Origin of the sequence: Tomitella cavernea (assembly GCF_016599145.1) — a bacterium.
Taxonomy (GTDB): domain Bacteria; phylum Actinomycetota; class Actinomycetes; order Mycobacteriales; family Mycobacteriaceae; genus Tomitella; species Tomitella cavernae.
Map to the genome: position 1 here is coordinate 18592 of NZ_JAENKO010000029.1, position 26205 is coordinate 44796.

The following is a 26205-nucleotide window of genomic DNA, read 5'->3' on the forward strand; positions in this document are numbered from 1 at the left end:
ATGGGAGTCGAAGGAGGCATTCGCCGTGACACGACGGAGAACGATCTACACCGGCCGCCGGCCCGCCGACCTGCTCGAGCACCCGCACTCGTCGGTGCGGCTGCGCGCGGCCTTGGCCGCGGGATCGCAGCCGGACGCAGCACTCGCAAAGACTCTGGTGGACCGGTGCGCCGTGGAGCCCGATTTCTACGTCCGCGACATGCTCACCTGGGCGCTCACCCGGTTGCCGTCCGCGGTGACGGTGCCGCTGCTCGTGGATGCTCTCGGGTCGGTCGCGCCGCAGCCGCGGAGTCAGGCGCTGCACACGTTGTCGAAGATCGGCGACGGCGCGGCGTGGCCGGCGGTCGCGGAGCACCTCGACGCGGAAGACGACGAGGTGGCGCGTGCGTCGTGGCGTGCGTCCGTGTCTCTCGTCCCGTTCGGTGCGGAGGCGGCCCTCGCCGCGCGGCTGGCCGGGGAGCTGGGCAGGGGCGACCGGGAGGTGCGGCGCTCGCTCAGCCGTGCCCTCGCGGCACTCGGTGATCACGGCGCAGCCGCCGCCGAGTCCGCCGGACGTTCCGGCGACGCGGACGTGCGCGGGCACGTCCGCGATACGCTGACGCTCATGGCGGATCCGGACGCGGTGGCCGACGCGCAGGTGGGTGCGGCTCGCCGCGTGCGCGCGCTCGGACCGCAGGCGGTGCAGGACGACTGATGCTGATCGGGGAGCTAGCGCGACGGTCGGGGGTCAGCGTGCGCATGCTGCGCCACTACGACTCACTGGGGCTCGTCCGCCCCAGCGGGAGGACGGCGGGCGGCTACCGCGAATACGCCGCCGCCGACCTCCGCCGGCTCGTGCACGTCGAAAGCCTGCGATCGCTGGGCATGCCGCTCTCGGCGGTCAAGCGGGCCCTGGACGACGACGGCTTCTCGCCCGTCGGCCTGCTCGATGAACTCCGGGAATCGACTCGTCGGAGGATCGCGGCGGACACCGAACTGCTCGGTCGGCTCGACGAACTGCGGTCGGCCGAGCCTACGGGCTGGCAGGACACGGTGCGGATCGTCCTGCTGCTCAAGGCTGTGCGGTCGGGTTCCGGCGCGCGCAAGCAGCAGGCGGTGCTGGGGCAGGGCGACGCCGTCGCCGCCATCCCGGGGGACGCGCTGGCCGAGGCGCTGTTGGCGGAGGAGGACGCCAACGTGGCCGGGGCGCTGCGCTGGGCGCTGGCGAAGAGCCCCGCGGGTGCGATCGGCGTTCTGGAAACGGGATCGGTCGCGCCGGACGCGGCGGTGCGACGACGGGCGGTCGCCGCCTTGGCGGAGCTCGGCGGCCCCGACGCGATCGCGGTACTGCAAGGGGCCCTAGGTGACGGCGACGCGGAGGTGCGCGAGCGTGCCGCCGTCGCGGTGGGCTCCGCAGGGGGCACCGATGCGGTCCCGCTCCTCGTACGGATGGTGATCCAGGGGCGGCGGGACGTCGAAGCGTCCGAAACGCTGGCGGGCCTCGTGCATGCGGGCACGGTCACCGCGGACCGGGTCGTCGCGGCGCTGACGGGCGCCGCCGAACGTGGCGGCGGAGAGTCGGGGCGAGCCGCCCCGGTCGACGTGCTCGTGCGGGTGGCGCAGGCGATGGCCGAGCTGGGCGGGCGGGCACCACGGCGAGCCCTTGAAGAGCTGACGGGCCACCCGGACAGTTTCGTGTCGAAGACTGCCGAGGTCATCCTGCGGCAGGCTCCGGGCGACTATGCGACCTGAGCGGCGACGCCCTATTCCGCCACGGCAAGCAAGGTCAGCATCATGAGGACGATCGTCGTCACCGCCAAGACGCCGAGCCCCGCCCAGGCGAAAGCGTTGCGGCTCCACAAGGCGAAGACGCCCCAGACGAGCAATCCTGCGGCGGCGACGGAGAGATGGCTGAGGACGAGGCTCGGCGGGAGCCGACGGTGCCTGCCTCCGCGTGTGCGGGCGGTGCGCACGGACGGCGTCGTCAGCCAAGCGCCGAGCAGGCCGAGCAGGCCGAGCCCGCTGAGCGCGGTCACCGCCCACGCCCAGAGCACGATCACAGAGAGCATGGATGCGCCTCCGGGATCGGCGGATTCAGTGTGCCCCCGGCAGGATTCGAACCTGCGACACCCGCTTTAGGAGAGCGGTGCTCTATCCCCTGAGCTACGAGGGCGTGGGACGCGGCCGGACCGGGCTGCGGTCATCTTGCTCCTGCGGTCATCGTGCTCCTGCGATGATCGCGGTGTGCGTCGCGTCGCCGTGCATGTGTTGTTGTGGCGCGCCCGGGCAGGCGCGTGATTGTGCGTGTGCGAGTGTAGCGGCTCGTGAGTTCGCCTTCCGCCGCGGCAGGAGTGCCGGTTTGTTCAATGTGGTGGACACCACATCCAGGCGGTGAAAGACTCTGCTCGTGTCGACGTGGAAGAGGAGCGGAGTGCGGAACAGTGTCATGACCAGGACCGGGGTGCTTGCGGGCGCCGCGCTCGTCGCCGGTGCGGCAGTCGCGGGGTGTTCGGATACGCCCGCCCCGCCCAGCGACGCCAGGTTGGACGCGATCACGCTGCCCAGCCCCGAGCTCCCCCCGAACACCGAAAGCGACTCCGGCCCGTGCGCACTGCTGACGGGCGACGAGATCACTCAGAAGACGGGCGTGACGATCGAGCGGACCAGCCGGGTGGCGGGCGGCTGCATCTGGCAGGGGAGTGCGGGCGGAACGCTGCCCGTGGTCGACCTCGAAGTGAAGAACGACGGCGACGGGGACATCATGCGCGTCTACGGTGAGGTGGAGCGGTCTGCGCAGCAGGCCGGCGAGGTGCAGGACATCGACGGTCTCGGCGAGCGGGCGTTCACCACTTCGGTGTCCGCGCCCACGGTGTGGTGGGTGCAGAACGGCAGCGTCTACGGGTTGTCGATGATGCTTCCGCCGGGGCGGGGGACCCACAGTGGCCCCACCGCCGCATTGGACCTGGCACGGTTGGCGTCGAGCAGGATCGAGGGGTGATCGCATGTCCCGTCCGGTGCGGGTAGTGGTGTTGGGGTCCGGGTCGTGGGGGACGACAGTGGCGAGTCTGGCCGCCCACAACACGCGGACCACGCTCTGGTGCCGCCGGCCCGAGGTCGCCGAGGAGATCAACGGCGAGCGCCGCAATCGGCAGTACCTGGGGGAACGGCCGTTGCCGGATTCCCTCGACGCGACGGACGACATCGAGTCCGCCGCGTCCCGGGCCGACGTGCTCGTCGTGGGGGTGCCGTCGTCGGCGGTGCGGGCCACACTCACCGAGGTGGCGCCGACGCTGCGCGCCTGGGTGCCCGTGCTCTCTCTGGTGAAGGGGCTCGAGGCGGGCAGTCGCATGCGGCCCACCCAGGTGGTGGGCGAGTGTCTGCCGGGACACCCCGTCGGCCTGCTGGCGGGCCCCAACATCGCGAGCGAAATCATCGACGGGATGGCCGCGGCGGCGGTCATCGCCACGCAGGACGAACACGTCGCCACCGCGTTGCAGCCGCTGTTCGCCGCGCCCCGTTTCCGCGTCTACCGCAATACGGATGTACTCGGCTGCGAGCTCGGCGGGGTCCTCAAGAACATCGTCGCCATCGCGGCGGGCATGGCGGAGGGGCTCAAAGTCGGCGACAACACCCGGGCGATGGTGCTGGCGCGGGGGTTGGCGGAAATGATGCGGCTCGGCGAGGTGATGGGCGCCGATCCGCGCACGTTCATGGGGCTCACGGGCATGGGCGACCTCATCGCCACGTGCATGAGTCCGGCGTCGCGCAACCGCCGCATCGGCGAGGCGCTGGCGCGGGGCCTGTCCGCGGCCGCGGCGGCGAAGGAGCTCGGCCAGGTGGCGGAAGGGGTGAAGACGGCGCCGATCGTGATGCAGCTGGCCGAGGAGTACGGGATAGACATGCCCATCGCGGCCGAGGTCGAAGCCGTCGTCTCCGGCCGCCACACGCCGGAACAGGCCTACGCGGGGCTCGGGACGGTTCCGCCAGGCACCGACGAGCACGAGAGCACCTAGATGGGCGGCTGCGCAGCCGGGGAGCGCCTGCACGCCCCGGCGGTACGCCGTTGCACAATGGGTTGCGTGTTCACCGAGACTCATCCCGACCGTCCACGTGCGCGCCGTCGCACCCGTCCGCGCAGCGTTGCCGCGCTGCTGTGCGCGGCGCTCGCCTTCATCACGCTCGCGGCCTGCTCGAGCGGTGCCGGCGCGACCGCATCGCTCGACGACGTGCCGCCGGGGACCGTCATCATCACCGGCATGCAGTTCACGCCTGCAGAGATCACCGTGCAGGTGGGGGACACCGTCACCTGGCAGTTCCGCGACAACGGCGTGCCCCACGACGTGACCGGCACGGACGACTCCGGCGCCGTCGCCGCGGATCCGGTGCTGGACAGCGGGCAGAAAAAGCGTGGTGAGTACACGCACACCTTCACCGAGCCCGGCCGCTACACCTACATGTGCACGCTGCACCCGGGCATGACCGGGGTGGTCACCGTGACGCCGTGACGGACCGGTGAGTCGTCACGGGGCAGTCCGCGACGAACGGTCTAGGACCCCGTCTTGTTTCCGAGGACACCGGCCACTCCGGCCGACGCGGCGGAACCGAGGGATCCCAGCGAGCCGAGCGCGTCGCTGTTGGACAGCCGCGCGAACGGGCCGGCCGCGCCGCTGTAGTGGTTCACGTCCACGTTGCCGCTGATCCCCGGGACGCTGCCGGCATCGGAATACTGCCAGAACGCCCAGTCCTGCCAGCCGCCCGGTAGGGGCAGGGTGGGACCGTCGCCGCCGTTGTAGTCGGCGATCCACAGCGGATACTCGGAGAACTCGGTTGTGTTGGCCATGTGGGTCCGCCAGAACCATGCGCCGGTGTAGATCATCGGCTGGCGCCCGGTCAGCGCCTGGACGGTGTCCAGGTACGCGTGCAGCCAGCCGATGATGTGCTGTGCGGATTGGCCGCGCGCGTCCTCCAGGTCGATCACCGGCGGGAGGTCGAGCGGGCCGTTCTGTCCCAGGACGACGGTCGAGTAGAAGGCCGCCTGCGCTACGGGGTCGGCGGTGACGTCCGCGTAGTGGTAGGTGCCGCGCGCCAGACCGGCGGCGCGGATGCCCAAGGAATCCTGCACGAAGAACGGGTTGACATAATAGAGCCCCTCGGTGGCCTTGACCATGGCGAACTGCTGTCCGCTGCCGCGCACCGAGAACCAGTTGATGCCCTGTCCCCCCGGGTGCTGCCAGGACGAGACGTCCACACCCTGCTCGGCGGCCGCGGTGCCGGGGGTGAGAGCCAGCAGCATCGCCGCGGCGGACAGCGGGACCAGCGAGCGACGCATCAGGTTCTTCAGCATGACGATGATCGTAGGTAACGAATCGGTCACTTGCCAAGGAAAACCCGAAATCGGCGGACGACGAGCGTGAGGACGATCCCGCACGCGATCCCCACTGTGTCTGCGAGGACGTCACGCAGATCACCGTTACGGTGGATGGGCAGGACGCCCTGGAGCACCTCCGACACGGCGGCGTAGACCAGTAGAACCGCCGCGGTGCTCCGCCATCCGGCGCCTGCGACGACCGCCGCGATCGCCAGCGCGGCGAAGAGCCCGGCATGCACCAGCTTGTCGGAGTGCGGCGGGCCGCTGGGGACGGTCGAGCCGGGGGAGAACAGCATCACGAGGCTGACGGGGATGAGCACCGCCAGCGGCACGGGACGCAGGCAGGCGCCGGAGCGGATACCCGACCGTGGCCATCTCACTCGGCATCGGGGGGGTCGGCGTCGGGGAACGAGGCCCCGGCGGCGGCATCGCCGGGCGCCTGCCGTCGCAACGTCCGGAATCGGTAGCGCAGGCCGGATCGTGCGGACACCTGCCATTCCGCGGGAGCGACGTCGACCCACTGCGCGTCGAGCAGGGGGGCGAGGGTGTCGCCCGCGACGTCGACGTCGATGTCCGTCACCGCGCACAGATCCGCGTGCGGGAGCAGCGCGGAATAGATCTGGGCTCCGCCCGTCACCCAGGCCTCGGGCGATGCGGAAGAACGTGCCTGGACCAGCGCTTCCGAGGTCGAGTGCACCGCCGTGGCGCCGTCGGCCCACCATCCGAGGTCGCGGGTCACCACGATGTTGCGGCGGCCGGGCAGGGGGCGGAACCGGGGCGGGAGCGAATCCCACGTGGCGCGCCCCATGATCACGGGGTGCCCGGCGGTGACCGCCTTGAAGTGGGCAAGGTCCTCGGGAAGGTGCCACGGCATGGTGCCGCCCGCGCCGATCACGCCCCCGCGGGTCTGCGCCCAGATCATGCCCAGCATGGTCAGACCGCGACCGGGGCGCTGATGCGCGGGTGGTGCCGGTAGCCGACCACCTCGACGTCCTCGTAGGTGTAATCGGAGATCGACGTGCGCGGAGCCAGGTGGAGGGCGGGGAACGGGTACGGCTCGCGGGCGAGCTGCGTACGCACTTGATCCACGTGGTTGTCGTAGATGTGGCAGTCGCCGCCGGTCCAGATGAACTCGCCCGGCTCCAGCCCCGCCTGCTGTGCCACCATGTGGGTGAGCAGCGCGTAGCCGGCGATGTTGAACGGGACGCCCAGGAACAGGTCTGCGCTGCGCTGGTAGAGCTGGCAGGACAGGCGGCCGTCGGCGGCATAGAACTGGAAGAACGCGTGGCACGGCGGGAGTGCCATCTGCGGGATCTCCCCGACGTTCCACGCCGAGACGAGCATGCGGCGGGAGTCCGGGTCGGACCGGAGCGTCTCGATGACTTGGGCGATCTGGTCCACATGCTCCCCGGACGGGGTGGGCCAGGACCGCCACTGCACCCCGTAGATGGGGCCCAGCGAGCCGTCCGGCCGCGCCCACTCGTCCCAGATCCGCACCCCGTGATCGCGCAGGTACTGCACGTTGGAGTCGCCGCGCAGGAACCACAGCAGCTCGTAGACGATGGACTTCAAGTGCACGCGCTTGGTGGTGACCAGCGGGAAACCGGCCTGCAGATCGAAGCGCATCTGATGGCCGAACACCGAACGCGTGCCGGTGCCGGTGCGGTCGGACTTGGGGGTGCCGTGCTCGAGGACGTGCCGCAGCAGGTCCTCATACGCCGTCGTGATCGCCACGCCGACGAGTCTATCCGCCCGGAATCCCCCGGCGCGGCTGCGTGCCGCGGCGGCGACGTGCCGTTCTGCGCCATCCACTGCGGACCGGAGGCCGTGCGGGCACACTCGTGGCATGCCCGAACTTCCCGAGATCGAGGCGCTGGCGCATTTTCTGCGCGCGCACGCGGCGGGGCGCACAGTGGAGCGTGTGGACGTCGCCGCCCTGAGCGTGGTCAAGACGTTCGATCCGCCGATCTCCGCGCTGCAGGGACGCGTGCTCAACCGGGTGGGGCGCGCGGGGAAATGCCTCATGCTCGACTGCGAAGGCCTGTACCTGGTGCTGCACTTCGCCCGCGCCGGATGGTTGAAATGGTCGGATGCACTGCCGACGACGCCGGCGCGGCCCGGACGCGGACCGCTGGCCCTGAGGGTGCACCTCGGCGGGGACGGGGACGGTGCGGCCGGCGGTTTCGACATCACGGAGACGGGCACGCGCAAGTCGCTGGCGGCGTGGGTGGTCGCCGACCCGCTCGATGTGCCCATGGTGGCGGGTCTCGGCCCGGACGCGGCGACGGTCGGCCGGGACGAGTTCGCCGAGCTGCTGGCCGCGGCAGGCGCGCGCCGGCTGCGTACCGTCCTCACCGATCAGCGGGAGATCGCCGGCATCGGTGGGGCGTACGCGGACGAGATCCTGCACCGGGCCGGGCTGTCGCCGTTCGCGCCTGCGGAGAATCTGGACGGTCGCACCCTCGACACGTTGCATTCCGCGATGCGCGACATCCTCGGCGAGGCGGTGCGGGAACTCGCGGAGGCCGACGTCGCTCGTCTCAAGGCGTACAAGCGCGCGGCGGCCGCGGTGCACGGCCGTGCGGGCGAGCGTTGCCCGGTCTGCGGCGACATCATCTGCGAGGTGTCCTACGAAGCGCGGTCGCTGCAGTACTGCCCCACCTGCCAGACCGGCGGCAAGGTCCTGGCGGACAGACGACTGTCCCGCCTGCTCAAGTAGGCCTCAAGCAGGTGCCGTCCTGCTCGAACCGGTGCGTGCGGTCGGGGCGCGCTCAGCTCACCGTCCGCGTCCGGCGCGGTAACGCCGGACGAGCTCGGTGGTGGACGAATCGCCGAGATCGACGGGGGAGTCAGGCCCGGAGAGCGCCGGCATCAGCTCGATCGCCTGCTGCTTGCCGAGCTCGACGCCCCACTGGTCGAAAGAGTCGATCCCCCAGATGACGCCCTCGACGAACACCGTGTGCTCGTACAACGCGATCAGCTGGCCGAGCACCGACGGCGTGAGGCGCGGCGCCAGGATCGTGGTGGACGGCCTGTTGCCGGGCATCACCTTGTGGGGGACCAGCGCCTCGTCCGTGCCTTCCGCACGGATCTCGTCGGCCGTCTTGCCGAACGCGAGCACCTTCGACTGGGCGAACAGGTTCGACATGAGCAGGTCGTGCATCATCTCGGTGCCGTCGGCGGTCGGCAGGTCCGCATTGGGCTCGACGAACCCGATGAAGTCCGCGGGGATGAGCCGCGTGCCCTGGTGCAGAAGCTGGTAGAAGGCGTGCTGGCCGTTGGTGCCGGGTTCCCCCCAGTAGATCTCACCGGTGGACGAGCGCACCGGCGTGCCGTCGGCGCGCACCGATTTGCCGTTGGACTCCATGGTGAGCTGTTGCAGATACGCCGGGAACCGCTTCAGGTCGTTGGAGTAGGGCAGAACGGCCTTGGATTCGCTACCGAAGAAGTTGGAGTACCACACCCCCAGCAGCGCGGCGATCACCGGAGCATTGTGGCGCAGCGGCGCCGTCGCGAAGTGCTCGTCGACGGCGTGGAAGCCGGCGAGGAACCGGTGGAAGCCCTCCACTCCGATCGCGAGCATGAGCGACAGGCCCACGGCGGAGTCCACCGAATAGCGCCCGCCCACCCAATCCCAGAAGCCGAACATGTTGGCCGGGTCGATGCCGAATCCGCGGACGCGGTCCTCGTGGGTGGACACCGCCGCGAAGTGTTTCGAGACCGCTGCCGCGGCCTCGTCGGTCAGGTGCTCGCCGGAGGCGATCCCCAGTCCGTCCAGGAGCCACCGCCGTGCCGCCGTCGCATTGGTGAGGGTTTCAATCGTCGAGAACGTTTTGGAGACGACGATGACCAGCGTGGTCTCCGGGTCGAGGCCGTCCAGGCGGGCGACGGCGTCGGCCGGGTCGGCGTTGGATATGAAGCGGACGTCGACGGTGTCCGCGTGGCTCCGCAGAGCGCGGTAGGTCATGACGGGGCCGAGGTCCGATCCGCCGATCCCGATGTTGACCACCGTCGCGATGCGCTTGCCGGTATGGCCGCGCCACGCGCCGGAGCGGACGTCATCGGCGAAACGGCCCATCGAGCGCAGCACATCGTGCACTTCGGGCACGACGTCGACGCCGTCGACGACCAGCGAGGAGCCCTCGGGCAGCCGCAGCGCCGTGTGCAGGACGGAGCGGTCCTCGCTGGTGTTGATGCGGTCGCCTCGCAGCATGGCATCCCGGTGCTGCGCCACGCCGCGCTCCTCGGCGAGGGCCACCAGCAGATCGAGCGTCTCGTCGTCCACCCGGTGCTTGCTGTAGTCGAGGTGCAGGTCGGCCGCGTCCACCGTCAACCGCGCGCCGCGCTCCGGATCATTCGCGAAGAGCGTGCGCAAGGAGACGTCGCCGATGGTCTCGTAGTGGCTGCGCAGCGCCGCCCAAGCCGGTGTCTCGTCGGTGACGTGCGGTTGTCCGTTGGTCATGGGCGACTGCCACTCCTTAGCCGGGTCCGGTGCTGCATCCGTGCCCACCCTAGCCGGGGCGTGACATGTCGCACGCTTGAAATCCCAGCGGCCGCGGACCCCCGTCCGCGGCCGCTGCGACTCAGTTGCCCTGGTCGGCCGGGGCCTGCGGTGCGGGGGCCTGGTCGGCGGGAGCCTGCGGTGCGGGCGCCTGGTCGGCCGGTGCCTGCGGTGCGGGGGCCTGCTCGGGCGGTGCGAGGGACGGGCAGACCTTCCAGGCGTCGCCTTCCTTCTTGTACCCGAGCGTCAGCGTCTCCTGGTCGGGCTTGCCGTCCGCGGCCTTGGCCGACGCCGTCACCTTCGCGGTTGCCGTGGAGCCGTCGATGCTCACGCCGCCGACCCTCTCCACGGTGATCGGATTGGTGCTGCCCTGGCCGTCCGTCAAGCCGTCCAACTGTTTCGCGTCGTCCTTGCAGATCGCGCCCCGGAGGTCATCGACCTTCTGGGAGTTGAAGGCGTTGACGTAGTCCTCGGTGGCGGCCTCGATGTCGGCGTCGTCCGACGAGTTGAACGGCGCGGTCCCGGTTCCGTAGAGCACCGCGAAGACGACGGCCACAACGACCGCCACCGCTGCGACGCCGCCGCTGACGAAGAGTCCGGTGCGTTTGCGGGGCGCGTCCGCCCGGCTTCCGTCTGCGTCGGGTCCGCCATGCGCCTCGGAGCCCGGCGCGGAGTCGAAACCCCACTGCGAAGGCTCGGAGCCCGGGGTGCCGCGGGGATCGTCGCCGGGCGTGGGGGGCTGGGGGTCGTCGGGGGTGCTCATCTGCGGGCAGCTCCTCAGGGTCGGGATGGGCGATACAGGGGTCGGATCGGTCGATGTGCGCCAAGCCGGGATGCTTTGCGCCGGAAGGTCTCTCGAAAGGGATCCACTGGTTCTTCGTCAGGGGCGTGCATGTTCTGCGGGGCTATGGGGCCTCAGTGGGAAGGGCGGGTCACCGGGGCGCTTGCGCGGTGCCCGCGGACTGGCAGACTTTCCAGGTGCCGGCCTCGTCCTTGTATCCCAGCGCGAAGTCCTGGGTCTGTGTGTTCTGGCCCGTGCCCACGGAGGCCGTCATCGTCGCCGTGGCGGTGGCACCGGACACGACCACGTCGTGCACCGAGTCGATGCGCACCGGCTCGGAGACCGGGGGCTTGTTCGGCGTGTCCGCGAATTTCGCCTGGTCGCCGGCGCACACGGAGGCGCGCATCTGCTCGACGTTCTGCGAGTTCATCGCGTCCACCCAGGTCTGTGTCGCCTTCGTGATGGCGGCGTCAGTCGACTGTCCCGCGTCGTCGAACGGCGCGGTCCCGGTCTCGTAGAGCGCGCCGAACACCGCGGCGACGACGATACCGACCCCGGCGCATGCCCCACCGATGGTCAAGGCCACGCGGTGCCGTCCGGTCCGTGCCGACGCGGACTGCGCCTCCACGCCGTCGGTCGCGGGTGCGCCGGAGCCGACGGGCCGCCCGGTGGGGCGGTCCGTTCCGCGGTCGGGCTCTGTCATGCGTTCTCCTCGTCGATAGCGCAGCCGGAAACGGTGGGTCCGGGGTGCGGCGCATCCGGCGTCAGGACTCTACCTGTACACGCCGGTAGGGTGAAGGAAAAGCAGGTCAAGAGGTGCTCCGTCGGTGGTGGAGCCACGTTCGACAGTCACGGGACCTGACACAGCCGCCAACCATCGACGTTCCGGAAGTGGACCGTCTCCGTGTCGTCGTCGGCGCCCTCACGGCGCACGGTCACCGACGCCGTGGCGGCGTCGCCGTCGACGGAGATGTCGGTGATCGCGATGGGAATGACGGGGCTGTCGAGCGGTTCCCGGTCGGTGATCCGGCCGAACGCCTCGGCCATGTCCGGGCAGATCGTCGTTGTGAAAGTCGCTGCGTCGCCGCTGTTGAGCGCGTCGAAGTAGCTGTGGGTGACCCCGGTGATGGCGGCCTGCTGCTGCGCGTCGGCGGGGTGCGGGCCGTCGTCGTCGAACGGTGGCGCCCCGGTGGCGGCGAGGATCGCGAAGACGATCCCGATCACGACGGCGACGGCGACGACCGCTGCGAGCGGCCGCACCCACGCGGGGCGGCCCCGGTCGACGGCGCTGTCTCCGGTGCGGGATCCGGGCATACTCGGCGTTCCTTTCCTCGGGTGCGGCCGCGGCCGTGCTGGATCGTTCAGTGGCCGAGGCGGCCGCGCCCCAAGCGCAGCAGGAGCATCGCGAGCGTGTGGCCCTCCTGGCCGAGTTCGCTGTAGCGCTCGATGACCGCCATCTCACGGTTGTGGACGAGGCGGGTGCCGCCCTCCGCCATGCGCGTGCGGCCGATGCGCTTCGACACCTCGGCGCGGCGTTTGACGGCGGCGAGGATCTCGGCGTCGAGCCGGTCGATCTCCTCGCGGAGCTCGTCGATGTCAACCCTTTCGGCGCCGGGGGAGCCCTGAACCTCGTCGCCGGACGATTCGCCGCCTGCCATCGTCGTCACCCGCCCTCTCGCCGCTGGAAACCGGTCATTGCCGCACGCTCGGCCACGTCCGCAGACCGGACGGGCACAGCACATATTGCCACGCCGGCCGGCCGTGCCGATCGAGGCGCCGTCGGACGCGTTCCGCCGGCCGACCCCGCTGGCGCCGTGAGGGGCCCGCATCCGTGGCGGAGACGTCGGTCCCGGCCGGTACGGTTGACGTGCGATGAATACGATCTCCTCAGCCCCAGAGTCCTCCCGGTCCGAGGGAAGTGCATCCGCCCGGCCCGGGCAGGCGTCCTCCCCGTCGGCGCGGGCCTCCGCCCGCCGCGGCCAGTCCGAGGGGCGTGACCCGGCCGAGCAGCTCTTGGAGGGCCTCAACCAGCCGCAGCGGCAGGCCGTGGTGCACGAAGGCGGCCCGCTGCTCATCGTCGCGGGAGCAGGTTCGGGCAAGACCACGGTGCTCACGCGGCGCATCGCGTACCTCTTGGCGGAGCGTGGAGTGCTGCCGGGACAGGTGCTCGCGATCACGTTCACCAACAAGGCGGCGGCGGAGATGCGAGAACGGGTCGCGGCGCTGGTGGGGCCCCGTGCAGGCGCCATGTGGGTGGCCACCTTCCACTCGACGTGCGTGCGAATCCTGCGCAGCCAGGCGGGGCTGGTGGACGGAATCAACACGAACTTCTCCATTTATGACGCCGACGATTCGCGCAGGCTGGTGACGATGATCGCCAAGGATCTCGACATCGACGTCAAAAAGCATGCTCCGCGCGCGTTGACGGCCGCGATCTCGGCGTTGAAGAACGAGCTTGTTGGCCCGGGGCAGGCCGAGGCCGATGCCGCGTCGTCCGGCGGCGGGCCAGGGCGGGCGGGCTTCGCCGGACTCGTCGCGCAGGTCTACGCGTCGTACCAGCGGCGGCTGCGGGCGGCGAACGCGCTCGATTTCGACGATCTGATCGGCGAGACCGTCGCGATGTTCCGGAATCACCCGCAGGTCGCGGAGTACTACCGCCGTCGTTTCCGCCACGTGCTCGTGGACGAGTACCAGGACACCAACCACGCGCAGTACGTGCTGGTGCGCGAGCTGGCCGGTGCACATGTGGCCGACGGCGCCGCCCAGGATCCCGCAGGCGTGGGACCCGTCGGCCCGGGGCCGTCGGAGCTGTGCGTGGTGGGCGATGCGGACCAGTCCATCTACGCGTTCCGTGGCGCCACCATTCGCAATATCGTCGAGTTCGAGCGCGACTATCCCGACGCCAGGACGATCCTGCTGGAGCAGAACTACCGCTCGACGCAGAACATCCTGTCGGCGGCCAACGCGCTGATCTCCCGCAACACCGGGCGGCGTGAGAAGAGCCTGTGGACGGACGAGGGCGACGGCGAACGCATCGTCGGGTATGTCGCGGACAACGAGCACGACGAAGCCTCGTTCATCGCCACAGAGATCGACCGGCTCGTCGACGCCGGCCAGGCCCGCTACAGCGACGTCGCGGTGTTCTACCGCACAAACAACGCCTCACGGGCCATCGAAGAGGTCTTCATCCGGCTCGGGGTCCCGTACCGGGTGGTCGGGGGCGTGCGCTTCTACGAGCGCAAGGAGATCCGCGACGTCGTGGCCTACCTGCGCGTGCTGCTGAACGAGGAGGACACGGTCAGCGTGCGCCGCATCCTCAACACGCCTCGGCGGGGCATCGGCGACCGCGCGGAGGCGTGCGTGTCGGTGCATGCGGAATCCGCCGGGGTGGGTTTCGGCGGTGCGCTGCGCGATGCGGCCGCCGGTGAGGTGGCCTTTCTCAACACTCGTGCGCGAAATGCGATCTCAGGGTTCGTCGAGCTGCTCGACGGGCTGCGCACTTTCGCCGCCGGCGGGCAGGAGGCCGGGCCGGGCGCGGAGCCTCCCTCCGTCGGCGACATCGTGGAGGCGGTGCTGGACCGCACCGGGTACCGGGCGGAACTCGAGGCCAGCAGCGACCCGCAGGACGGCGCCCGCCTGGACAACCTCAACGAACTCGTCAGCGTCGCCCACGAGTTCAGCGTCGACGCGGCCAACGCGGCGGCCGCGGCCGCCGACGATGGGCCCCAGGAAACGGGCGGCGACGACGGCCTGCCCGCCCCCGGCTCTCTAGCGGCATTCCTGGAGCGCGTGTCGCTGGTCGCCGACGCCGACCAGATACCCGACTCTGATGACGGCATGGTCACTCTGATGACCCTCCACACTGCGAAGGGGCTCGAGTTCCCGGTCGCGTTCCTCACAGGATGGGAGGACGGCCAATTCCCGCACATGCGGGCGCTCGGCGACCCGAAGGAGCTCGCCGAAGAGCGTCGGCTCGCCTACGTCGGCATCACCCGCGCGCGGCGGCGGCTCTATCTGAGCCGGGCGGTGCTGCGTTCGGCATGGGGGCAGCCGATCACCAACCCGGAATCCCGCTTCGTCCAGGAGATTCCGGTGGAACTGCTCGAGTGGCGACGCGAAGATCCGGGAACCGGCGCGTCGGGCGGCTTCGGCTCGGGGGCCGGCGCGCGCGGCGGGTCGATGGGGGACAGGCTGCGCGGTGGGCGTGCCATCGGCGACGGCAAACGGTCGGAGGGATTCGGCAGTGCCCGTCCACGCAACGCGGATCTCGTTCTGGCGGTGGGCGACCGGGTCAACCACGACAAGTACGGACTCGGGACGGTCATCGCCTGTGACGGGGTGGGCAATCGCGCCACGGCGACGATCGACTTCGGCAGTGCCGGCAAAGTGCGGCTGATGCTCATCGGCGGAGTTCCGATGACGAAGTTGTGACGACGCTGGCCCGGTCGGTGTGCACCGGGCGGAATGCACTGCGTGTGCGGAGGCCTCCTCGGGAAACAGGGCCCTGCGGGTGATGGGGCTTCGCGGGGTGCTGCGTCTCGGACCGGGTTTCAGCCCCGGGCGAGGTGCTTCTAGCCCGCCACCGAGATGCCACGCTGCGCGAGCCACGGCTGCGGATCGATCCGCTGGGTGCCGTTTTCCCACACCTCGAAGTGCAGGTGGGGCCCAGTGGAGAAGCCCCGGCTGCCCATCTTCGCGATCTCGTCGCCGGCGAGCACGCGCTGGCCCTTGCTGACCTCGATGGTTTCGATGTGGCCGTAGACGGTGACGGTGCCGTCATCCGCCCGCACCCGGATCCACTGGCCGAACCCGCTGGCGGGTCCGGCGTCGATCACCTCGCCGTCGGTGGCGGCGTAGATGGGGGTGCCGATCGCGTTGGCGATGTCGATCCCGCCGTGGATGGTGCCCCACCGTGTGCCGTAGTGGGAAGTCAGCTGGCCTGATGCCGGTTTGACGTACAGGGGGCGCCGCGCCATCGCCTCGGCGGCCGCGCGTTCGGCGGCGTACCGTGCGCCGACGGCCAGCTGCCGGGCGGTCTCGGCCGCCTGCTCGACCTGCTCGGGCATCGCGAGCACCTGCGCGCTGCCGCCCACGCTGCCGACTCCCGCATTGGCGGGGGTGGCGGCGTCCTCGAGTGCGGCCGCGGCATTGTCGGCGGCCTGAGCGGTGCCTGTGGCGACGTCCGAGAGGATCATGCTCGACCCGGAGGCGAGCGCGATCGCGTCGGGGGATTCTGCGGCCGGGGCGCCCGCCGCGCTATCGGTCAATGTCTGTCCGGCGGCGACGACGGCGCCGGCGGCGACGGCCACCACGGCTGCGCGGCCTTTGACGGCGTGCGGCGGCTGCGGAACACGGTGCGCTCCGCCGCGCGGGGAACGGGAACCGGAAAGGGTGCGTAGATCGCGGAATGCAGGGGCTTCGGCTGCGTCTGCGGCGGGGGCGTCGCCTGCGGAGTTCTCGCGCTGCACGGTCAAGAGTCAGGTCCTCGTATGTGGCGGATCGGTTCGATCGAGGGCTCGGTCCGCGGCGTTACACACCGTCACAACTCGTGACCTGATCGTGATATTTACCTGGCTGACCGTAACGAAACGGTCGCGGAGGGGCAAGCGCCGCTCCGTAAACTGTGACTGGACGATTGTTCCAGTCCGCGCGCCACCTGGAGCGACGCCGGTCACAAAGGTCTTGATTGTGTCCGGTGTCACACTGAAGCGGCGAAGTTCCAGCTTGTGGCCGGTGCGCGGACCGCCTACGCGCGTCCCTGTGGGGCCGACGCGGCCGACGGTCGATCGCCGGAGGTAACAATAACGGCACCCCGCCGATACGCGCGAAGCCGGTCTCCCGGGGCGTGTCCACCGCGCAGTCGGCGCCGGTCGCGCGGCGGCGTCGGGGTGACGGTGTCCGGCGTCTCAGTCCACACGGCGGTCACCGCGCGCATCGCGCCGCGGGCTCTCGCTTAAGGTGGGTGGGCCCATGTTCGCGGCGTTGTGCGCCCTGTGATGGGCTGCACAAACGGCCAGGGCATGAGATCGACCACGCTGAATCGGCCGATATTGTCCCGAACACACCCGCTCGGACCCATGGGCGGGGCTCCAAACGTAGACGAGACGGTGAACACATGGATCTCTTCGAATACCAGGCGAAGGAACTCTTCGCCAAGCACGAAGTGCCGACGTCGCCCGGGCGTGTTACCGACACCCCCGCCGATGCGCGCACGATCGCCGAGGAAGTCGGCAAGCCGGTCATGGTCAAGGCCCAGGTGAAGGTCGGCGGCCGCGGCAAGGCGGGTGGCGTCAAGTACGCGGCCACGCCGGATGACGCGCAGAAGTACGCCCAGGACATCCTCGGGATGGATATCAAGGGCCACACCGTCAAGCGCCTGCTGGTGGCCGAGGCCAGCGAGATCGCGGAGGAGTACTACATCTCCTTCCTGCTCGATCGCGCGAACCGCACCTACCTGGCCATGTGCTCGGTGGAAGGCGGCGTGGAGATCGAAGAGGTCGCCGCCACCAAGCCGGAGCGTCTCGCCAAGGTGCCGGTCGACGCCGTCAAGGGCGTCGATCTCGCATTTGCGCGCAGCATCGCCGAGCAGGGCCACCTGCCCTCCGAGGTGCTCGACGCCGCAGCCGTGACGATCCAGAAGCTGTGGGAGGTCTTCATCAAGGAGGACGCCACGCTGGTCGAGGTCAACCCGCTGGTGCGCACGCCGGACGACCAGATCCTGGCGCTCGACGGCAAGGTGACGCTGGACGCCAATGCCGACTTCCGTCAGCCCGGCCACGCGGAGTTCGAGGACACTGCCGCCGCAGATCCGCTGGAGCTCAAGGCGAAGGAGAACGACCTCAACTACGTCAAGCTCGACGGCCAGGTCGGCGTCATCGGCAACGGCGCCGGGCTCGTCATGTCGACGCTCGACGTGGTGGCCTACGCGGGCGAGAAGCACGGCGGCGTCAAGCCGGCCAACTTCCTCGACATCGGCGGCGGAGCCTCGGCGACGATCATGGCGGCCGGGCTCGACGTCATCCTGGGCGACGAGCAGGTCAAGAGTGTGTTCGTCAACGTCTTCGGCGGCATCACCTCGTGCGTCGCCGTCGCCGAGGGCATCATCGAGGCACTCAAGACCCTGGGCGATGCAGCGAACAAGCCGCTGGTCGTCCGCCTCGACGGCAACAGCGTCGAGGACGGGCGCCGCATCCTGGCCGAGGCGAACCACCCGCTCGTCACGGTCGTCGGAACCATGGACGAGGCGGCCGACAAGGCCGCCGAGCTCGCCGCAAAGTAAGGGACGCATACATGTCAATCTTCCTGAACAAGGACTCCAAGGTCATCGTCCAGGGCATCACCGGCGGCGAGGGAACCAAGCACACCGCGCTGATGCTCAAGGCGGGCACCAACATCGTCGGCGGCGTCAACGCACGCAAGGCCGGCACCACGGTGGCCCACAAGGCCGTCGACGGCGCGGACGTCGAGCTTCCGGTGTTCGGGTCGGTCTCCGAGGCGATGGAGAAGACCGGCGCCGACGTGTCCGTCGTCTTCGTGCCGCCGAAGTTCGCCAAGGACGCGATCATCGAGTCGATCGACGCCGGGATCGGCCTGCTGGTCGTCATCACCGAGGGTATCCCCGTGCAGGACAGCGCATTCGCGTGGGCCTACAACGTGGAGAAGGGCGAGAAGACCCGTATCGTCGGCCCGAACTGCCCCGGCATCATCACCCCGGGCGAGGCTCTCGCCGGCATCACCCCGGCGAACATCACGGGCAAGGGGCCGATCGGCCTCGTCTCGAAGTCCGGCACGCTGACCTACCAGCTCATGAACGAGCTCAACGACCTGGGCTTCTCCTCCGCCATCGGCATCGGCGGCGACCCGGTCATCGGCACCACCCACATCGACGCCATCAAGGCGTTCGAGGAGGACCCCGAGACCAAGCTCATCGTCATGATCGGTGAGATCGGCGGAGACGCCGAGGAACGCGCCGCGGAGTACGTCAAGGCCAACGTCACCAAGCCGGTCGTCGGCTACGTGGCCGGCTTCACCGCACCGGAGGGCAAGACGATGGGCCACGCGGGCGCCATCGTGTCCGGTTCGTCGGGCACCGCGCAGGCCAAGAAGGAGGCGCTCGAGGCCGCGGGCGTCAAGGTCGGCAAGACGCCGTCCGAGACGGCCGAGCTGGCACGCGAGCTCTACAAGGCGCTCTGACCGGGCGCTCGCAGACATTCCGCCTGTGCACGGCCGGCCGTCTGTGACGACGGCCGCCCGCAGCCGCCCCGGCACGCATCCGCGTGCCGGGGCGGAGTCGTTTCCCGGGAACCTTCCGTATCGTGCAGTGTGAAGCAGCCTGCATGCACAGCCGAACGAGGGGAAGCGATGACGTATCCGCAGCAAGGGGGCTATGGCGCTCCGGGCGCTCCGGGCGCTCCGGGCGCTCCGCAGTCGGGCCCGCAGGGGCAGCCTGGGGCGCCGGGACAATCCGGTGCACAGAATCGCCCAGGCCCTGCCGGTCAGCAGTTCGGTCCGCCGCCGGGGCAGGCTCCCCTCGGCGTCCGGGGACACGGGGACGGCGGCCGCGACGTGCTGGCGCGGGCGGCCGCGGCGGCGCCCGCCGTGGTGGCGTTGTCGGGCGTGGCCGGCTTCTTCTTCGGCTTCGGCCCGTATATCGGCGCTGACGACGGAACCGCCCCCAACTTCTTCGGTTCGATGTTCGGAAATCCGCTGGTGGTCGCGCTCGTGCTCATCGCGGGGCTGATCGCCGCGCTGGGCCTGCTGCCGAAGCGTACGCCGAACCTCGGTGCGTCCGCGGTCGCCAGTGCCACGGCCGTGCTCGTGCTGCTGTGCTCGCTGGGATTCTCCGACATCAACAACTTCTTCGGCGGAATCAGCAGGAGCCTGGACCCGGGGGTGGGTGCCGGCTGGGCGTTCTGGGTGGTGCTCGGCATCGCGGTGGTGCAGACGGGATTCGCCGCGGTCGCGGTGCTCGTCGACGCCGGCGTCCTGCGTGCCGGCTCCGCGCCGTCGCCCGGGGCCCGGGGCCCGCAGGACTACCGGTACCCGGCGCCGCCGCCCTACTACGGGTACGGCGGTCCGCCGCAGCAGCCCTACACGGCGCCTCCCGGGCAGGATCCGCGCTACATGCAGCAGCCGCCGGTTCCGCCTCGGCCGCAGTACGGGCCGGGGGGATACCCGCCGCAGGCGTTCGCCCAGGGGTACTGGCCGCAGCCGGGCCATGCCGGGCCGCCACCGGCCGGTACCGCCGGTCCCCGGTACGGCTACGGCCCGGCCAGTCCGCAGTGGGGGGCGGAGCAGGCGTACGGAGGATCGCGACCGGACTATGCGGGACAGCCGCAGCCGGGCGGCGGGCCGTCGCAGGAGCCTCCGCAGCCGGAGGGGACCGAAGACCCGACCCACATGTTCCGTGCCGGGCCCGCGGGCGACACCCCGCAGGGCGGGGTCCCTGATACGGGCCGCAGCGGTGAAGGGGCGTCCGGCACCGGCGGGCGGGACGATCCGGCGGACTGACCCCGGCGCTCGGGCGGACCGCGGTCGCGCCGGTCACACCACGGCGCGCCTGCGGCCGCATCGCTCCGCGGGATGCGACGCTGGCCGGTGATGAACACGTTGCTCAGGCGCCGCGTGCCCCGACGGGACGACGTCCTCCCCGGTGCGCGGTCCCACGACGACGACCCGGCCGGGTCCGGCCGTGGCCGTGAGCGATCGCTCGTGCTCGTGGCATTCGTTCCCGGCGGCATCGCTGCGGCCTGCGCGCTCGCGGTGGCGCTGCTGGTGCTCCTCACCGCGGGCGGCGGTCTGGGCGGGCTGCCCGGCGCCGTCGGCGCGATGTGGCTGGTGCTGCATCAGACGCCGGTCTACATCGGCGACCTGCAACTGGGCGCACTGCCACTGCTGCCCACTGCGCTGCTGGCGGCGGCGGTGGCCACCTATGCGCGCCGCAGCACCGCCGCCGACGACCCGCCGCTGCGGCACCTTTCCGTCATCGGCGCCGCGGCGGGCGGGCCCGCAGTGATCACGGTCGTCGCGGCGCTGCTCATCGACGACGCCTCCGCCACGTTGCCTGTCACCACCATCGGCGCCGTGCCGTCGGTGCTCATCGTCGCCGCAGTGCACGCCGTCGCCGCCGCGGTGGGCACCGGGCTCGGCGCCGCGCGCCGGTACACCGTCGAGTGGGGGTTGCCGGAATCGGTCCGGCCCGTACTGCGGTCGGCGGCCGTGGCGCTGGGCGCGCTGCTCGCGGCCGGCGCTGTCCTGGTGGTCCTCGGCCTGCTCACCGGATGGGCCCGCGTACAGGACGGTTTCGCCGCGGAGCCCTCCGCCGTCGGCAGGATCGGCCTGGTGGTGCTGTCGGTGCTGTATTTGCCCAACCTGGCGGTCGGCGGCGCCGCTGTCCTGGTGGGGACGGTGGCGCACGTGGGCGCAGCGGACTTCAGCCTGTTCGCCGTCACGCCGGGGCCGGCGCCCGCGCTGCCCGTGCTGGGCGTGCTTCCCACCGCGCCGATCAGCCCGCTCTGGGCCGTCGCCCTCGTCGCTCCTGCGGGGATCGCGGTCTGGTGCGCGGCGGTGCGCGGCGTTCGCGGGCGCACGCTCGCCGACCAGGCGCGATACGTCGTGTCGGTCGCCGCGGTGGCGGCCGCCGGCGCGCTGCTGCTCGGGTACCTGGCGGGCGGGACGGTGGGGATCTTCGATCCGATCGGGGTCGACGCGCCCATGTTCGCCCTCGCGGTGCTCGGGTGGAACGCAGCTGCGGGGGCCGTCGTGCTGCTCCTGCGGGACAGGGTTCAAGTCCCGGCGTGGCCGGCCGGCCGCATGCCGCGAGGGTGGAGGACGCGCCGCAGCGCCGACGGTGCGGACGCGGATCCGGCGGGTGGAACGACGGACGACGACGGGGATCCGGAAGGCGCGGCAGGGCGATCCGCCACCGTGACGGCCGCCGAGGCGGCCGGGGGCGGTCCGTCGGGGAGCGGCCGCCCGCCCTCCCCGACAGGCGACGACGGCGAGGGATTATCCTGAACACGGCCTGAAACGCGCCGCTGATCCGTCGAGCACACCCCGGGAGTCCGAGCCCTGAATACGTCCGCTGACCCGGCACGGGAGCGCGCCCGCATCGTGGTGCTGGCCTCCGGATCCGGCACCCTGCTCCAAGCGTTGCTCGACGCCGCCGCCGATCCCGCGTTCCCCGCGGCGATCGAGGCGGTGGTCACGGACAGGGACTGCGCGGCGCTCGACCGTGCGACACAGGGCGGAGTCGCTGCGCTGACGGTGCCGCTCGGCGGGTACGCGGAACGCCGACTCTGGGACGATGCCCTCGCCGAGGCAGTCGCCGGGCATCGCCCGGACCTCGTCGTGTCGGCGGGCTTCATGAAGATCCTCGGGCCGCGCTTCGTCGCCCGGTTCGACGGCCGGATCGTCAACACGCACCCGGCGTTGCTGCCCTCGTTCCCGGGGGCGCACGCGGTGCGCGAGGCGCTGGCGTACGGCGTGAAGGTCACCGGTTCCACCGTCCACCTCGTCGACACGGGAGTGGACACGGGCCCGGTGCTCGCACAGGAACCGGTGCCCGTCGAGGCCGACGACGACGAGGCCACCCTGCACGAGCGCATCAAGACCGTGGAGCGGCGATTACTGGTCGAGGTCGTCTCGGCCATCGCGGCGCGCGGTGTCACCATCGACGGACGGAAGGCCGTGATCTTGTGAGTGAGGTTCCAGTGGGCGTGCGGAGCGACGCGGGCCGGCGGCCGATCAGGCGCGCGTTGGTCAGCGTCTACGACAAGACCGGCCTGGAGGACCTCGCACGGGTGCTGCAGGAGGCGGGGGTCGAGATCATCTCCACCGGCTCCACCGCACAGGCGATCGCGGGCGCCGGCGTACCGGTCACCAAGGTGGAGGAACTCACCGGCTTCCCCGAGGTGCTCGAGGGGCGGGTGAAGACCCTGCATCCCCGCGTGCACGCGGGGATCCTCGCCGACACCCGCAAGGATGATCACCTCGACCAGATCGCGGAGCTCGGCGTGGCGGCGTTCGAGCTGGTGGTGGTGAACCTCTACCCGTTCGCCGACACGGTCGCGTCCGGCGCGTCCGAGGCCGACTGCGTCGAGAAGATCGACATCGGCGGACCGTCGATGGTGCGCGCCGCGGCCAAGAACCACCCGTCGGTGGCGGTGGTGGTGGACCCGGCGCGCTACGGCGACATCGGCGACGCGGTGCGGGCGGGCGGCTTCACGTTGTCCGAGCGCACCGCGCTCGCGGCGGCGGCGTTCCGGCACACCGCCGACTACGACGTGGCCGTGGCGGAATGGATGACGGCGCTGACCGAGCCGAAGGCGCCGGAGGGGCTCACCTCTTGGCAGGGCGCGACGTGGCGCCGGGCCGCGTCGCTGCGCTACGGCGAGAACCCGCACCAGAAGGCGGCGCTGTACGTGGGCCAGGGCGGCCCCGTCGGGCTGGCGCAGGCCGAGCAGTTGCACGGCAAGGAGATGTCGTACAACAACTACACGGACTCCGACGCCGCCTGGCGCTCCGCGTTCGACCACGCGCAGCCGTGCGTCGCCGTGATCAAGCACGCCAACCCGTGCGGCATCGCCATCGGTACGCAGGACGGCCCGGGCGCCATCGCCGCGGCGCACCGCAAGGCCCACGCATGCGACCCGGTCAGCGCGTTCGGCGGCGTGATCGCCGCCAACCGTGAGGTCACGGTGGAGATGGCGGAGCAGGTCGCCGAGATCTTCACCGAGGTCATCATCGCCCCGTCGTATGCGGACGGTGCGGTGGAGGTGCTCACCCGCAAGAAGAACATCCGCGTGCTGGTCGCCCCGGCACCCGCGGCGGCCGGGCTGGAGATGAAGCCGATCGGCGGCGGGCTGCTGGTGCAGGAGCGCGACGTGCTCAGCGCGGCAGGCGACGACCCGTCCGGCTGGACGCTGGCCACCGGTGCACCGGCCGACGACGCCACCCTCGTGGACCTGGCGTTCTCGTGGCGCACGTGCCGCGCGGTCAAGTCCAACGCGATCCTGCTGGCGCACGACGGCGCCACGGTCGGCGTCGGGATGGGCCAGGTCAACCGGGTGGACTCCTCGCGGCTGGCGGTGAGCCGGGCAGGGGAGCGTGCACGGGGCGCGGTGGCCGCCTCGGACGCGTTCTTCCCGTTCCCGGACGGCCTCGAGGTGCTCACCGAGGCCGGCGTGCGCGCCGTCGTCCAGCCGGGCGGCTCGGTCCGCGACGAGCTGGTGATCGAGGCCGCGAAGGCGGCCGGCGTGACGATGTACATGACCGGGGCGCGCCACTTCGCGCACTGACGCCGTAGCGGCCGTGGCGCCGGGCGCCGCGGGTTACGGTCGTGGGCGTGGAGCTCCGCAGCCCGGTACCGGCGCGTCGCCGCCGGCGCCTGCTGCTGCCCGCGCTGGCCTTGCTCGCCTGGGTGTCGCTGGCGGGGGTCGGCGGCGGCGCGATCGGGGCTCTGTCCGGCCTGCAGCAGAACAACAGTGCGGCCTGGCTCCCGGAGGACGCGGAATCGGCCCACGTGCTGCGCGACGTCGAGCAGATCCGCGGGGCGAACACCGCCTCGGTGGCGGTGGTGGCCGAGCGCGGGTCCGGGATCACCCCGGCGGACGAGGCCTACCTGGCGCGGATGCTGCGGTCTGCGGCGGGTACCGGCGGCTTCGGCGACGACGTGTTGGGTCCGGTGCGGTCGGCCGACGGTGCGGCGATGGTGGGCGGGCTCGGCGTGGTTCCGGACGACGGCATGCCGGGCGAGGTGTCGCGCCTGCGTGACGCGCTCGACTCCGGCGCGCCCGCCGGGCTCTCGGTGCACATCGGCGGCGAGGCGGGCGTCGTCGCCGATTTCACCAGCGCTATAGCCGGGATCGACGGGATGCTCCTGGTGGTGGCGGGGTGCGTGGTGATGGTGATCCTGGTGGTCGTCTACCGCAGCCCGCTGTTGCCCGTTGCGGTGCTGCTGTCCGCGGTGGGGGCGCTCGCGTCGTCGTCGCTGGTGGTCTACGCGCTGGCGGACCACCACGTGGTGACCATCGACGCGCAGAGCCAGGGCATCATGTTCATCCTGGTGTTCGGCGCCGCCACGGACTACGCCCTTCTGTTGGTGGCCCGCTATCGCGAGGAGCTGGCGCTGACGCCGGACCGGTTCAGGGCGATGCGCCGGGCCTGGCGCGCCACCCTCGCGCCCGTCGCGGCCTCCGGGGGCACGGTGATCCTGGGGCTGCTGTGCATGCTGTTGTCCGAGCTGCAGTCCAACCGCAGCCTCGGCCCCATAGCGGCGATCGGCATCGTCGGATCGCTGCTGGCCACGATGACGTTTCTGCCGGCGATGCTGCTGCCGCTCGGCAGGCGCGTCTTCTGGCCGCGGGTGCCGCGGGTGCTGCCGGGGGCTGCGGCGTACGCCGATCCGGAGGCGATCGTGGCCGCCGAGCATCCGCGTTGGTGGCGGCTGTCGCGGAGCGTGCGCGACCATCCCCGCCGGTACGCCGCGGGGGCGTTGGTCGTCCTGTTCGTGCTCGCCGCCTTCGCGCCGCAGTTCCGTGCGGGCGGGGTTCCCCAGTCGGAGGTGTTCCTCCGCGAGGTCGATTCGAAGGTGGCGCAGCGGATCATCGGCGAGCACTTCCCCGCGGGGGCGTCCGCGCCTGCGATCATCGTGACCGACGACGGCGACGCCTCCACGGTGTCGGAGGCGGCCCGGCGGGTCGACGGGGTGGTGGCGGTGCGGACGGTCGCGAGCGCGGGCGGCGACACCGAGATCGACGCGGTGCTCGCCGACCCGCCCGATTCCGACGCCGCGCTCGACACGGTGGGCCGGTTGCGCGACGCGGTGCACGCCGTGCCCGGGGCGCACGCAATGGTCGGCGGGATGTCGGCGGTACAGGTGGACGTGCGGGCGACGTCGGTCCGGGATCGGACGGTGATCATCCCCGTGGTGCTCGCCGTCGTGCTGGCGGTGCTGATTCTGCTGTTGCGGGCGGTGGTGGCGCCGGTGATGCTCATAGTCACCGTGGTGTTGTCGTTCGCGTCCGCGCTGGGCGCGTCGGCACTGGTGTTCAACCACCTGCTCGGCTTCCCCGGTTCGGATCCGGCGATGCCGCTGTTCGGCTTCGTCTTCCTCGTGGCGCTCGGGATCGACTACAACATCTTCCTCATGACGCGTGTGCGCGAGGAATCGGCGCGCGACGGCACGGTGGCGGGAGTGCCGCGCGCCCTGGCGGTGACCGGCGGGGTGATCACCTCGGCGGGGGTGGTGCTCGCGGCCACCTTCGCCTCGCTGGCGGTGATTCCGTTGCTGTTTCTGGCGCAGATCTCGTTCATCGTGGCCTTCGGCGTCCTGCTGGACACCATCGTGGTGCGCACGCTGCTCGTTCCGGCGCTGTCCTTGCAGATCGGCGACCGTATCTGGTGGCCGGGCGTGCGGGGGCGGGGCCCGAAAGGCGGAACGGTGGGCAATCCCGGTGCGGGCTCGTAGCCTGGGACAGGTGACGGCGATCTCCTCTCAAGAATCCACCGCTTCGGCGCCGCCCGCCCCCACCACCGTCGGTCGGCTGCGCGCGTCGGGCCACCGTAGGGAAAGCG

25 protein-coding genes and 1 tRNA gene are annotated in these 26205 nt (G+C 71.1%); 14 read left to right on the plus strand and 12 right to left on the minus strand.

Annotated elements, in window-relative coordinates; genetic code table 11:
• Positions 1–25: 25 nt before the first annotated feature.
• Together JJ683_RS11365 and JJ683_RS11370 are read left to right on the plus strand one after the other, a co-directional pair.
• Positions 26–694 (plus strand): HEAT repeat domain-containing protein, encoded by a 669-nt coding sequence (locus JJ683_RS11365; RefSeq protein ID WP_200174178.1) that lies wholly within the window; start codon positions 26–28, stop codon positions 692–694.
• On the plus strand, positions 694–1731 hold the full coding sequence (locus JJ683_RS11370; RefSeq protein WP_200174180.1) for a MerR family transcriptional regulator: 1038 nt from the start codon (positions 694–696) through the stop codon (positions 1729–1731). Before JJ683_RS11365 ends, JJ683_RS11370 begins: the two co-directional genes overlap by 1 nt.
• Before the next feature lie 11 nt (positions 1732–1742).
• On the opposite strand, the gene JJ683_RS11375 is transcribed toward JJ683_RS11370, so the two are convergent.
• Positions 1743–2048 (minus strand): hypothetical protein, encoded by a 306-nt coding sequence (locus tag JJ683_RS11375; protein ID WP_200174182.1) that lies wholly within the window; start codon positions 2046–2048, stop codon positions 1743–1745.
• A 31-nt stretch (positions 2049–2079) separates the two neighbouring features.
• Positions 2080–2152 (minus strand) — tRNA-Arg (locus JJ683_RS11380).
• A 273-nt stretch (positions 2153–2425) separates the two neighbouring features.
• Here JJ683_RS11380 and JJ683_RS11385 point away from each other — a divergent pair.
• The 3 genes from JJ683_RS11385 (at position 2426) to JJ683_RS11395 (ending at position 4484) form a co-directional block, all read left to right on the plus strand.
• Positions 2426–2977: a hypothetical protein gene (locus JJ683_RS11385; protein ID WP_200174184.1), complete on the plus strand. Its 552-nt coding sequence runs from the start codon at positions 2426–2428 to the stop codon at positions 2975–2977.
• 4 nt (positions 2978–2981) lie between these two features.
• Positions 2982–3992, plus strand: coding sequence for an NAD(P)H-dependent glycerol-3-phosphate dehydrogenase (locus JJ683_RS11390; protein ID WP_200174186.1), 1011 nt, complete (start codon positions 2982–2984; stop codon positions 3990–3992).
• A gap of 66 nt (positions 3993–4058) precedes the next feature.
• On the plus strand, positions 4059–4484 hold the full coding sequence (locus tag JJ683_RS11395) for a plastocyanin/azurin family copper-binding protein (protein WP_307810870.1): 426 nt from the start codon (positions 4059–4061) through the stop codon (positions 4482–4484).
• A gap of 41 nt (positions 4485–4525) precedes the next feature.
• Here the strand turns inward: JJ683_RS11395 and JJ683_RS11400 are convergent, their stop codons facing one another.
• The 4 genes from JJ683_RS11400 to JJ683_RS11415 are packed head-to-tail and all read right to left on the minus strand — an operon-like array spanning position 4526 to position 7075.
• Complete coding sequence (locus JJ683_RS11400) at positions 4526–5323, minus strand: glycoside hydrolase family 25 protein (protein ID WP_200174188.1); 798 nt, start codon at positions 5321–5323, stop codon at positions 4526–4528.
• 26 nt (positions 5324–5349) lie between these two features.
• Positions 5350–5679, minus strand: a complete 330-nt coding sequence (locus JJ683_RS11405) for a VanZ family protein (protein ID WP_307810871.1) — start codon at positions 5677–5679, stop codon at positions 5350–5352.
• 44 nt (positions 5680–5723) lie between these two features.
• Entirely contained in the window at positions 5724–6278 is a 555-nt protein-coding gene (locus tag JJ683_RS11410; RefSeq protein ID WP_200174189.1) for a dihydrofolate reductase, read from the minus strand.
• A 2-nt stretch (positions 6279–6280) separates the two neighbouring features.
• Positions 6281–7075 (minus strand): thymidylate synthase, encoded by a 795-nt coding sequence (locus JJ683_RS11415; protein WP_372435288.1) that lies wholly within the window; start codon positions 7073–7075, stop codon positions 6281–6283.
• Positions 7076–7193: 118 nt separating this feature from the next.
• Here JJ683_RS11415 and JJ683_RS11420 point away from each other — a divergent pair, with 118 nt between their 5' ends.
• A complete protein-coding gene (locus JJ683_RS11420) occupies positions 7194–8066 on the plus strand; it encodes a DNA-formamidopyrimidine glycosylase family protein (RefSeq protein ID WP_200174191.1) in 873 nt (290 codons plus the stop codon).
• 57 nt (positions 8067–8123) lie between these two features.
• Here the strand turns inward: JJ683_RS11420 and pgi are convergent, their stop codons facing one another.
• The 5 genes from pgi to JJ683_RS11445 all read right to left on the minus strand — a co-directional run bounded on the left by pgi (position 8124) and on the right by JJ683_RS11445 (position 12287).
• Positions 8124–9809, minus strand: coding sequence for a glucose-6-phosphate isomerase (gene pgi / locus JJ683_RS11425; protein WP_200174193.1), 1686 nt, complete (start codon positions 9807–9809; stop codon positions 8124–8126).
• Between the two features lie 121 nt (positions 9810–9930).
• Positions 9931–10611: an Rv0361 family membrane protein gene (locus JJ683_RS11430; RefSeq protein ID WP_200174195.1), complete on the minus strand. Its 681-nt coding sequence runs from the start codon at positions 10609–10611 to the stop codon at positions 9931–9933.
• A 169-nt stretch (positions 10612–10780) separates the two neighbouring features.
• On the minus strand, positions 10781–11332 hold the full coding sequence (locus tag JJ683_RS11435; protein WP_200174197.1) for an Rv0361 family membrane protein: 552 nt from the start codon (positions 11330–11332) through the stop codon (positions 10781–10783).
• A gap of 146 nt (positions 11333–11478) precedes the next feature.
• On the minus strand, positions 11479–11943 hold the full coding sequence (locus JJ683_RS11440) for an Rv0361 family membrane protein (RefSeq protein WP_200174200.1): 465 nt from the start codon (positions 11941–11943) through the stop codon (positions 11479–11481).
• Between the two features lie 47 nt (positions 11944–11990).
• The gene (locus JJ683_RS11445; protein ID WP_200174228.1) at positions 11991–12287 is read right to left on the minus strand and encodes a chorismate mutase; all 297 of its coding nucleotides are present in this window, start codon (positions 12285–12287) and stop codon (positions 11991–11993) included.
• Positions 12288–12501: 214 nt separating this feature from the next.
• On the opposite strand from JJ683_RS11445, the gene JJ683_RS11450 reads away from it, so the two are divergent.
• Complete coding sequence (locus tag JJ683_RS11450; protein WP_200174201.1) at positions 12502–15060, plus strand: UvrD-helicase domain-containing protein; 2559 nt, start codon at positions 12502–12504, stop codon at positions 15058–15060.
• 140 nt (positions 15061–15200) lie between these two features.
• Here the strand turns inward: JJ683_RS11450 and JJ683_RS11455 are convergent, their stop codons facing one another.
• Positions 15201–16097 (minus strand): M23 family metallopeptidase, encoded by an 897-nt coding sequence (locus JJ683_RS11455; RefSeq protein ID WP_307810878.1) that lies wholly within the window; start codon positions 16095–16097, stop codon positions 15201–15203.
• 647 nt (positions 16098–16744) lie between these two features.
• Here JJ683_RS11455 and sucC point away from each other — a divergent pair.
• From sucC to JJ683_RS11490, 7 genes are all read left to right on the plus strand, one after another.
• Positions 16745–17908 (plus strand): ADP-forming succinate--CoA ligase subunit beta, encoded by a 1164-nt coding sequence (gene sucC / locus JJ683_RS11460; protein ID WP_200174206.1) that lies wholly within the window; start codon positions 16745–16747, stop codon positions 17906–17908.
• 11 nt (positions 17909–17919) lie between these two features.
• Complete coding sequence (gene sucD, locus JJ683_RS11465) at positions 17920–18822, plus strand: succinate--CoA ligase subunit alpha (RefSeq protein WP_200174208.1); 903 nt, start codon at positions 17920–17922, stop codon at positions 18820–18822.
• 372 nt (positions 18823–19194) lie between these two features.
• Positions 19195–20139, plus strand: a complete 945-nt coding sequence (locus JJ683_RS11470) for a DUF5336 domain-containing protein (protein ID WP_307810873.1) — start codon at positions 19195–19197, stop codon at positions 20137–20139.
• 90 nt (positions 20140–20229) lie between these two features.
• On the plus strand, positions 20230–21645 hold the full coding sequence (locus JJ683_RS11475; RefSeq protein ID WP_200174211.1) for a cell division protein PerM: 1416 nt from the start codon (positions 20230–20232) through the stop codon (positions 21643–21645).
• Between the two features lie 93 nt (positions 21646–21738).
• Positions 21739–22329 carry a phosphoribosylglycinamide formyltransferase gene (gene purN / locus JJ683_RS11480; RefSeq protein ID WP_372435289.1) on the plus strand — a complete coding sequence of 197 codons (591 nt, stop codon included), beginning with the start codon at positions 21739–21741 and terminating at the stop codon, positions 22327–22329.
• 17 nt (positions 22330–22346) lie between these two features.
• Complete coding sequence (gene purH / locus JJ683_RS11485; protein WP_200174232.1) at positions 22347–23927, plus strand: bifunctional phosphoribosylaminoimidazolecarboxamide formyltransferase/IMP cyclohydrolase; 1581 nt, start codon at positions 22347–22349, stop codon at positions 23925–23927.
• A 47-nt stretch (positions 23928–23974) separates the two neighbouring features.
• Positions 23975–26098 (plus strand): MMPL family transporter, encoded by a 2124-nt coding sequence (locus JJ683_RS11490; RefSeq protein ID WP_200174212.1) that lies wholly within the window; start codon positions 23975–23977, stop codon positions 26096–26098.
• Positions 26099–26205 lie beyond the last annotated feature (107 nt).

Coding starts and splice junctions, on each gene's coding strand:
- JJ683_RS11410 (WP_200174189.1), bottom strand. CDS start 6,278: ATGCTGGGCATGATCTGGGCGCAGACCCGCGGGGGCGTGATCGGCGCG.
- JJ683_RS11390 (WP_200174186.1), top strand. CDS start 2,982: ATGTCCCGTCCGGTGCGGGTAGTGGTGTTGGGGTCCGGGTCGTGGGGG.
- sucD (WP_200174208.1), top strand. CDS start 17,920: ATGTCAATCTTCCTGAACAAGGACTCCAAGGTCATCGTCCAGGGCATC.
- JJ683_RS11430 (WP_200174195.1), bottom strand. CDS start 10,611: ATGAGCACCCCCGACGACCCCCAGCCCCCCACGCCCGGCGACGATCCC.
- JJ683_RS11385 (WP_200174184.1), top strand. CDS start 2,426: ATGACCAGGACCGGGGTGCTTGCGGGCGCCGCGCTCGTCGCCGGTGCG.
- sucC (WP_200174206.1), top strand. CDS start 16,745: ATGGATCTCTTCGAATACCAGGCGAAGGAACTCTTCGCCAAGCACGAA.
- JJ683_RS11475 (WP_200174211.1), top strand. CDS start 20,230: ATGAACACGTTGCTCAGGCGCCGCGTGCCCCGACGGGACGACGTCCTC.
- JJ683_RS11445 (WP_200174228.1), bottom strand. CDS start 12,287: ATGGCAGGCGGCGAATCGTCCGGCGACGAGGTTCAGGGCTCCCCCGGC.
- JJ683_RS11435 (WP_200174197.1), bottom strand. CDS start 11,332: ATGACAGAGCCCGACCGCGGAACGGACCGCCCCACCGGGCGGCCCGTC.
- pgi (WP_200174193.1), bottom strand. CDS start 9,809: ATGACCAACGGACAACCGCACGTCACCGACGAGACACCGGCTTGGGCG.
- JJ683_RS11420 (WP_200174191.1), top strand. CDS start 7,194: ATGCCCGAACTTCCCGAGATCGAGGCGCTGGCGCATTTTCTGCGCGCG.
- JJ683_RS11370 (WP_200174180.1), top strand. CDS start 694: ATGCTGATCGGGGAGCTAGCGCGACGGTCGGGGGTCAGCGTGCGCATG.
- JJ683_RS11440 (WP_200174200.1), bottom strand. CDS start 11,943: ATGCCCGGATCCCGCACCGGAGACAGCGCCGTCGACCGGGGCCGCCCC.
- JJ683_RS11400 (WP_200174188.1), bottom strand. CDS start 5,323: ATGCTGAAGAACCTGATGCGTCGCTCGCTGGTCCCGCTGTCCGCCGCG.
- JJ683_RS11375 (WP_200174182.1), bottom strand. CDS start 2,048: ATGCTCTCTGTGATCGTGCTCTGGGCGTGGGCGGTGACCGCGCTCAGC.
- JJ683_RS11450 (WP_200174201.1), top strand. CDS start 12,502: ATGAATACGATCTCCTCAGCCCCAGAGTCCTCCCGGTCCGAGGGAAGT.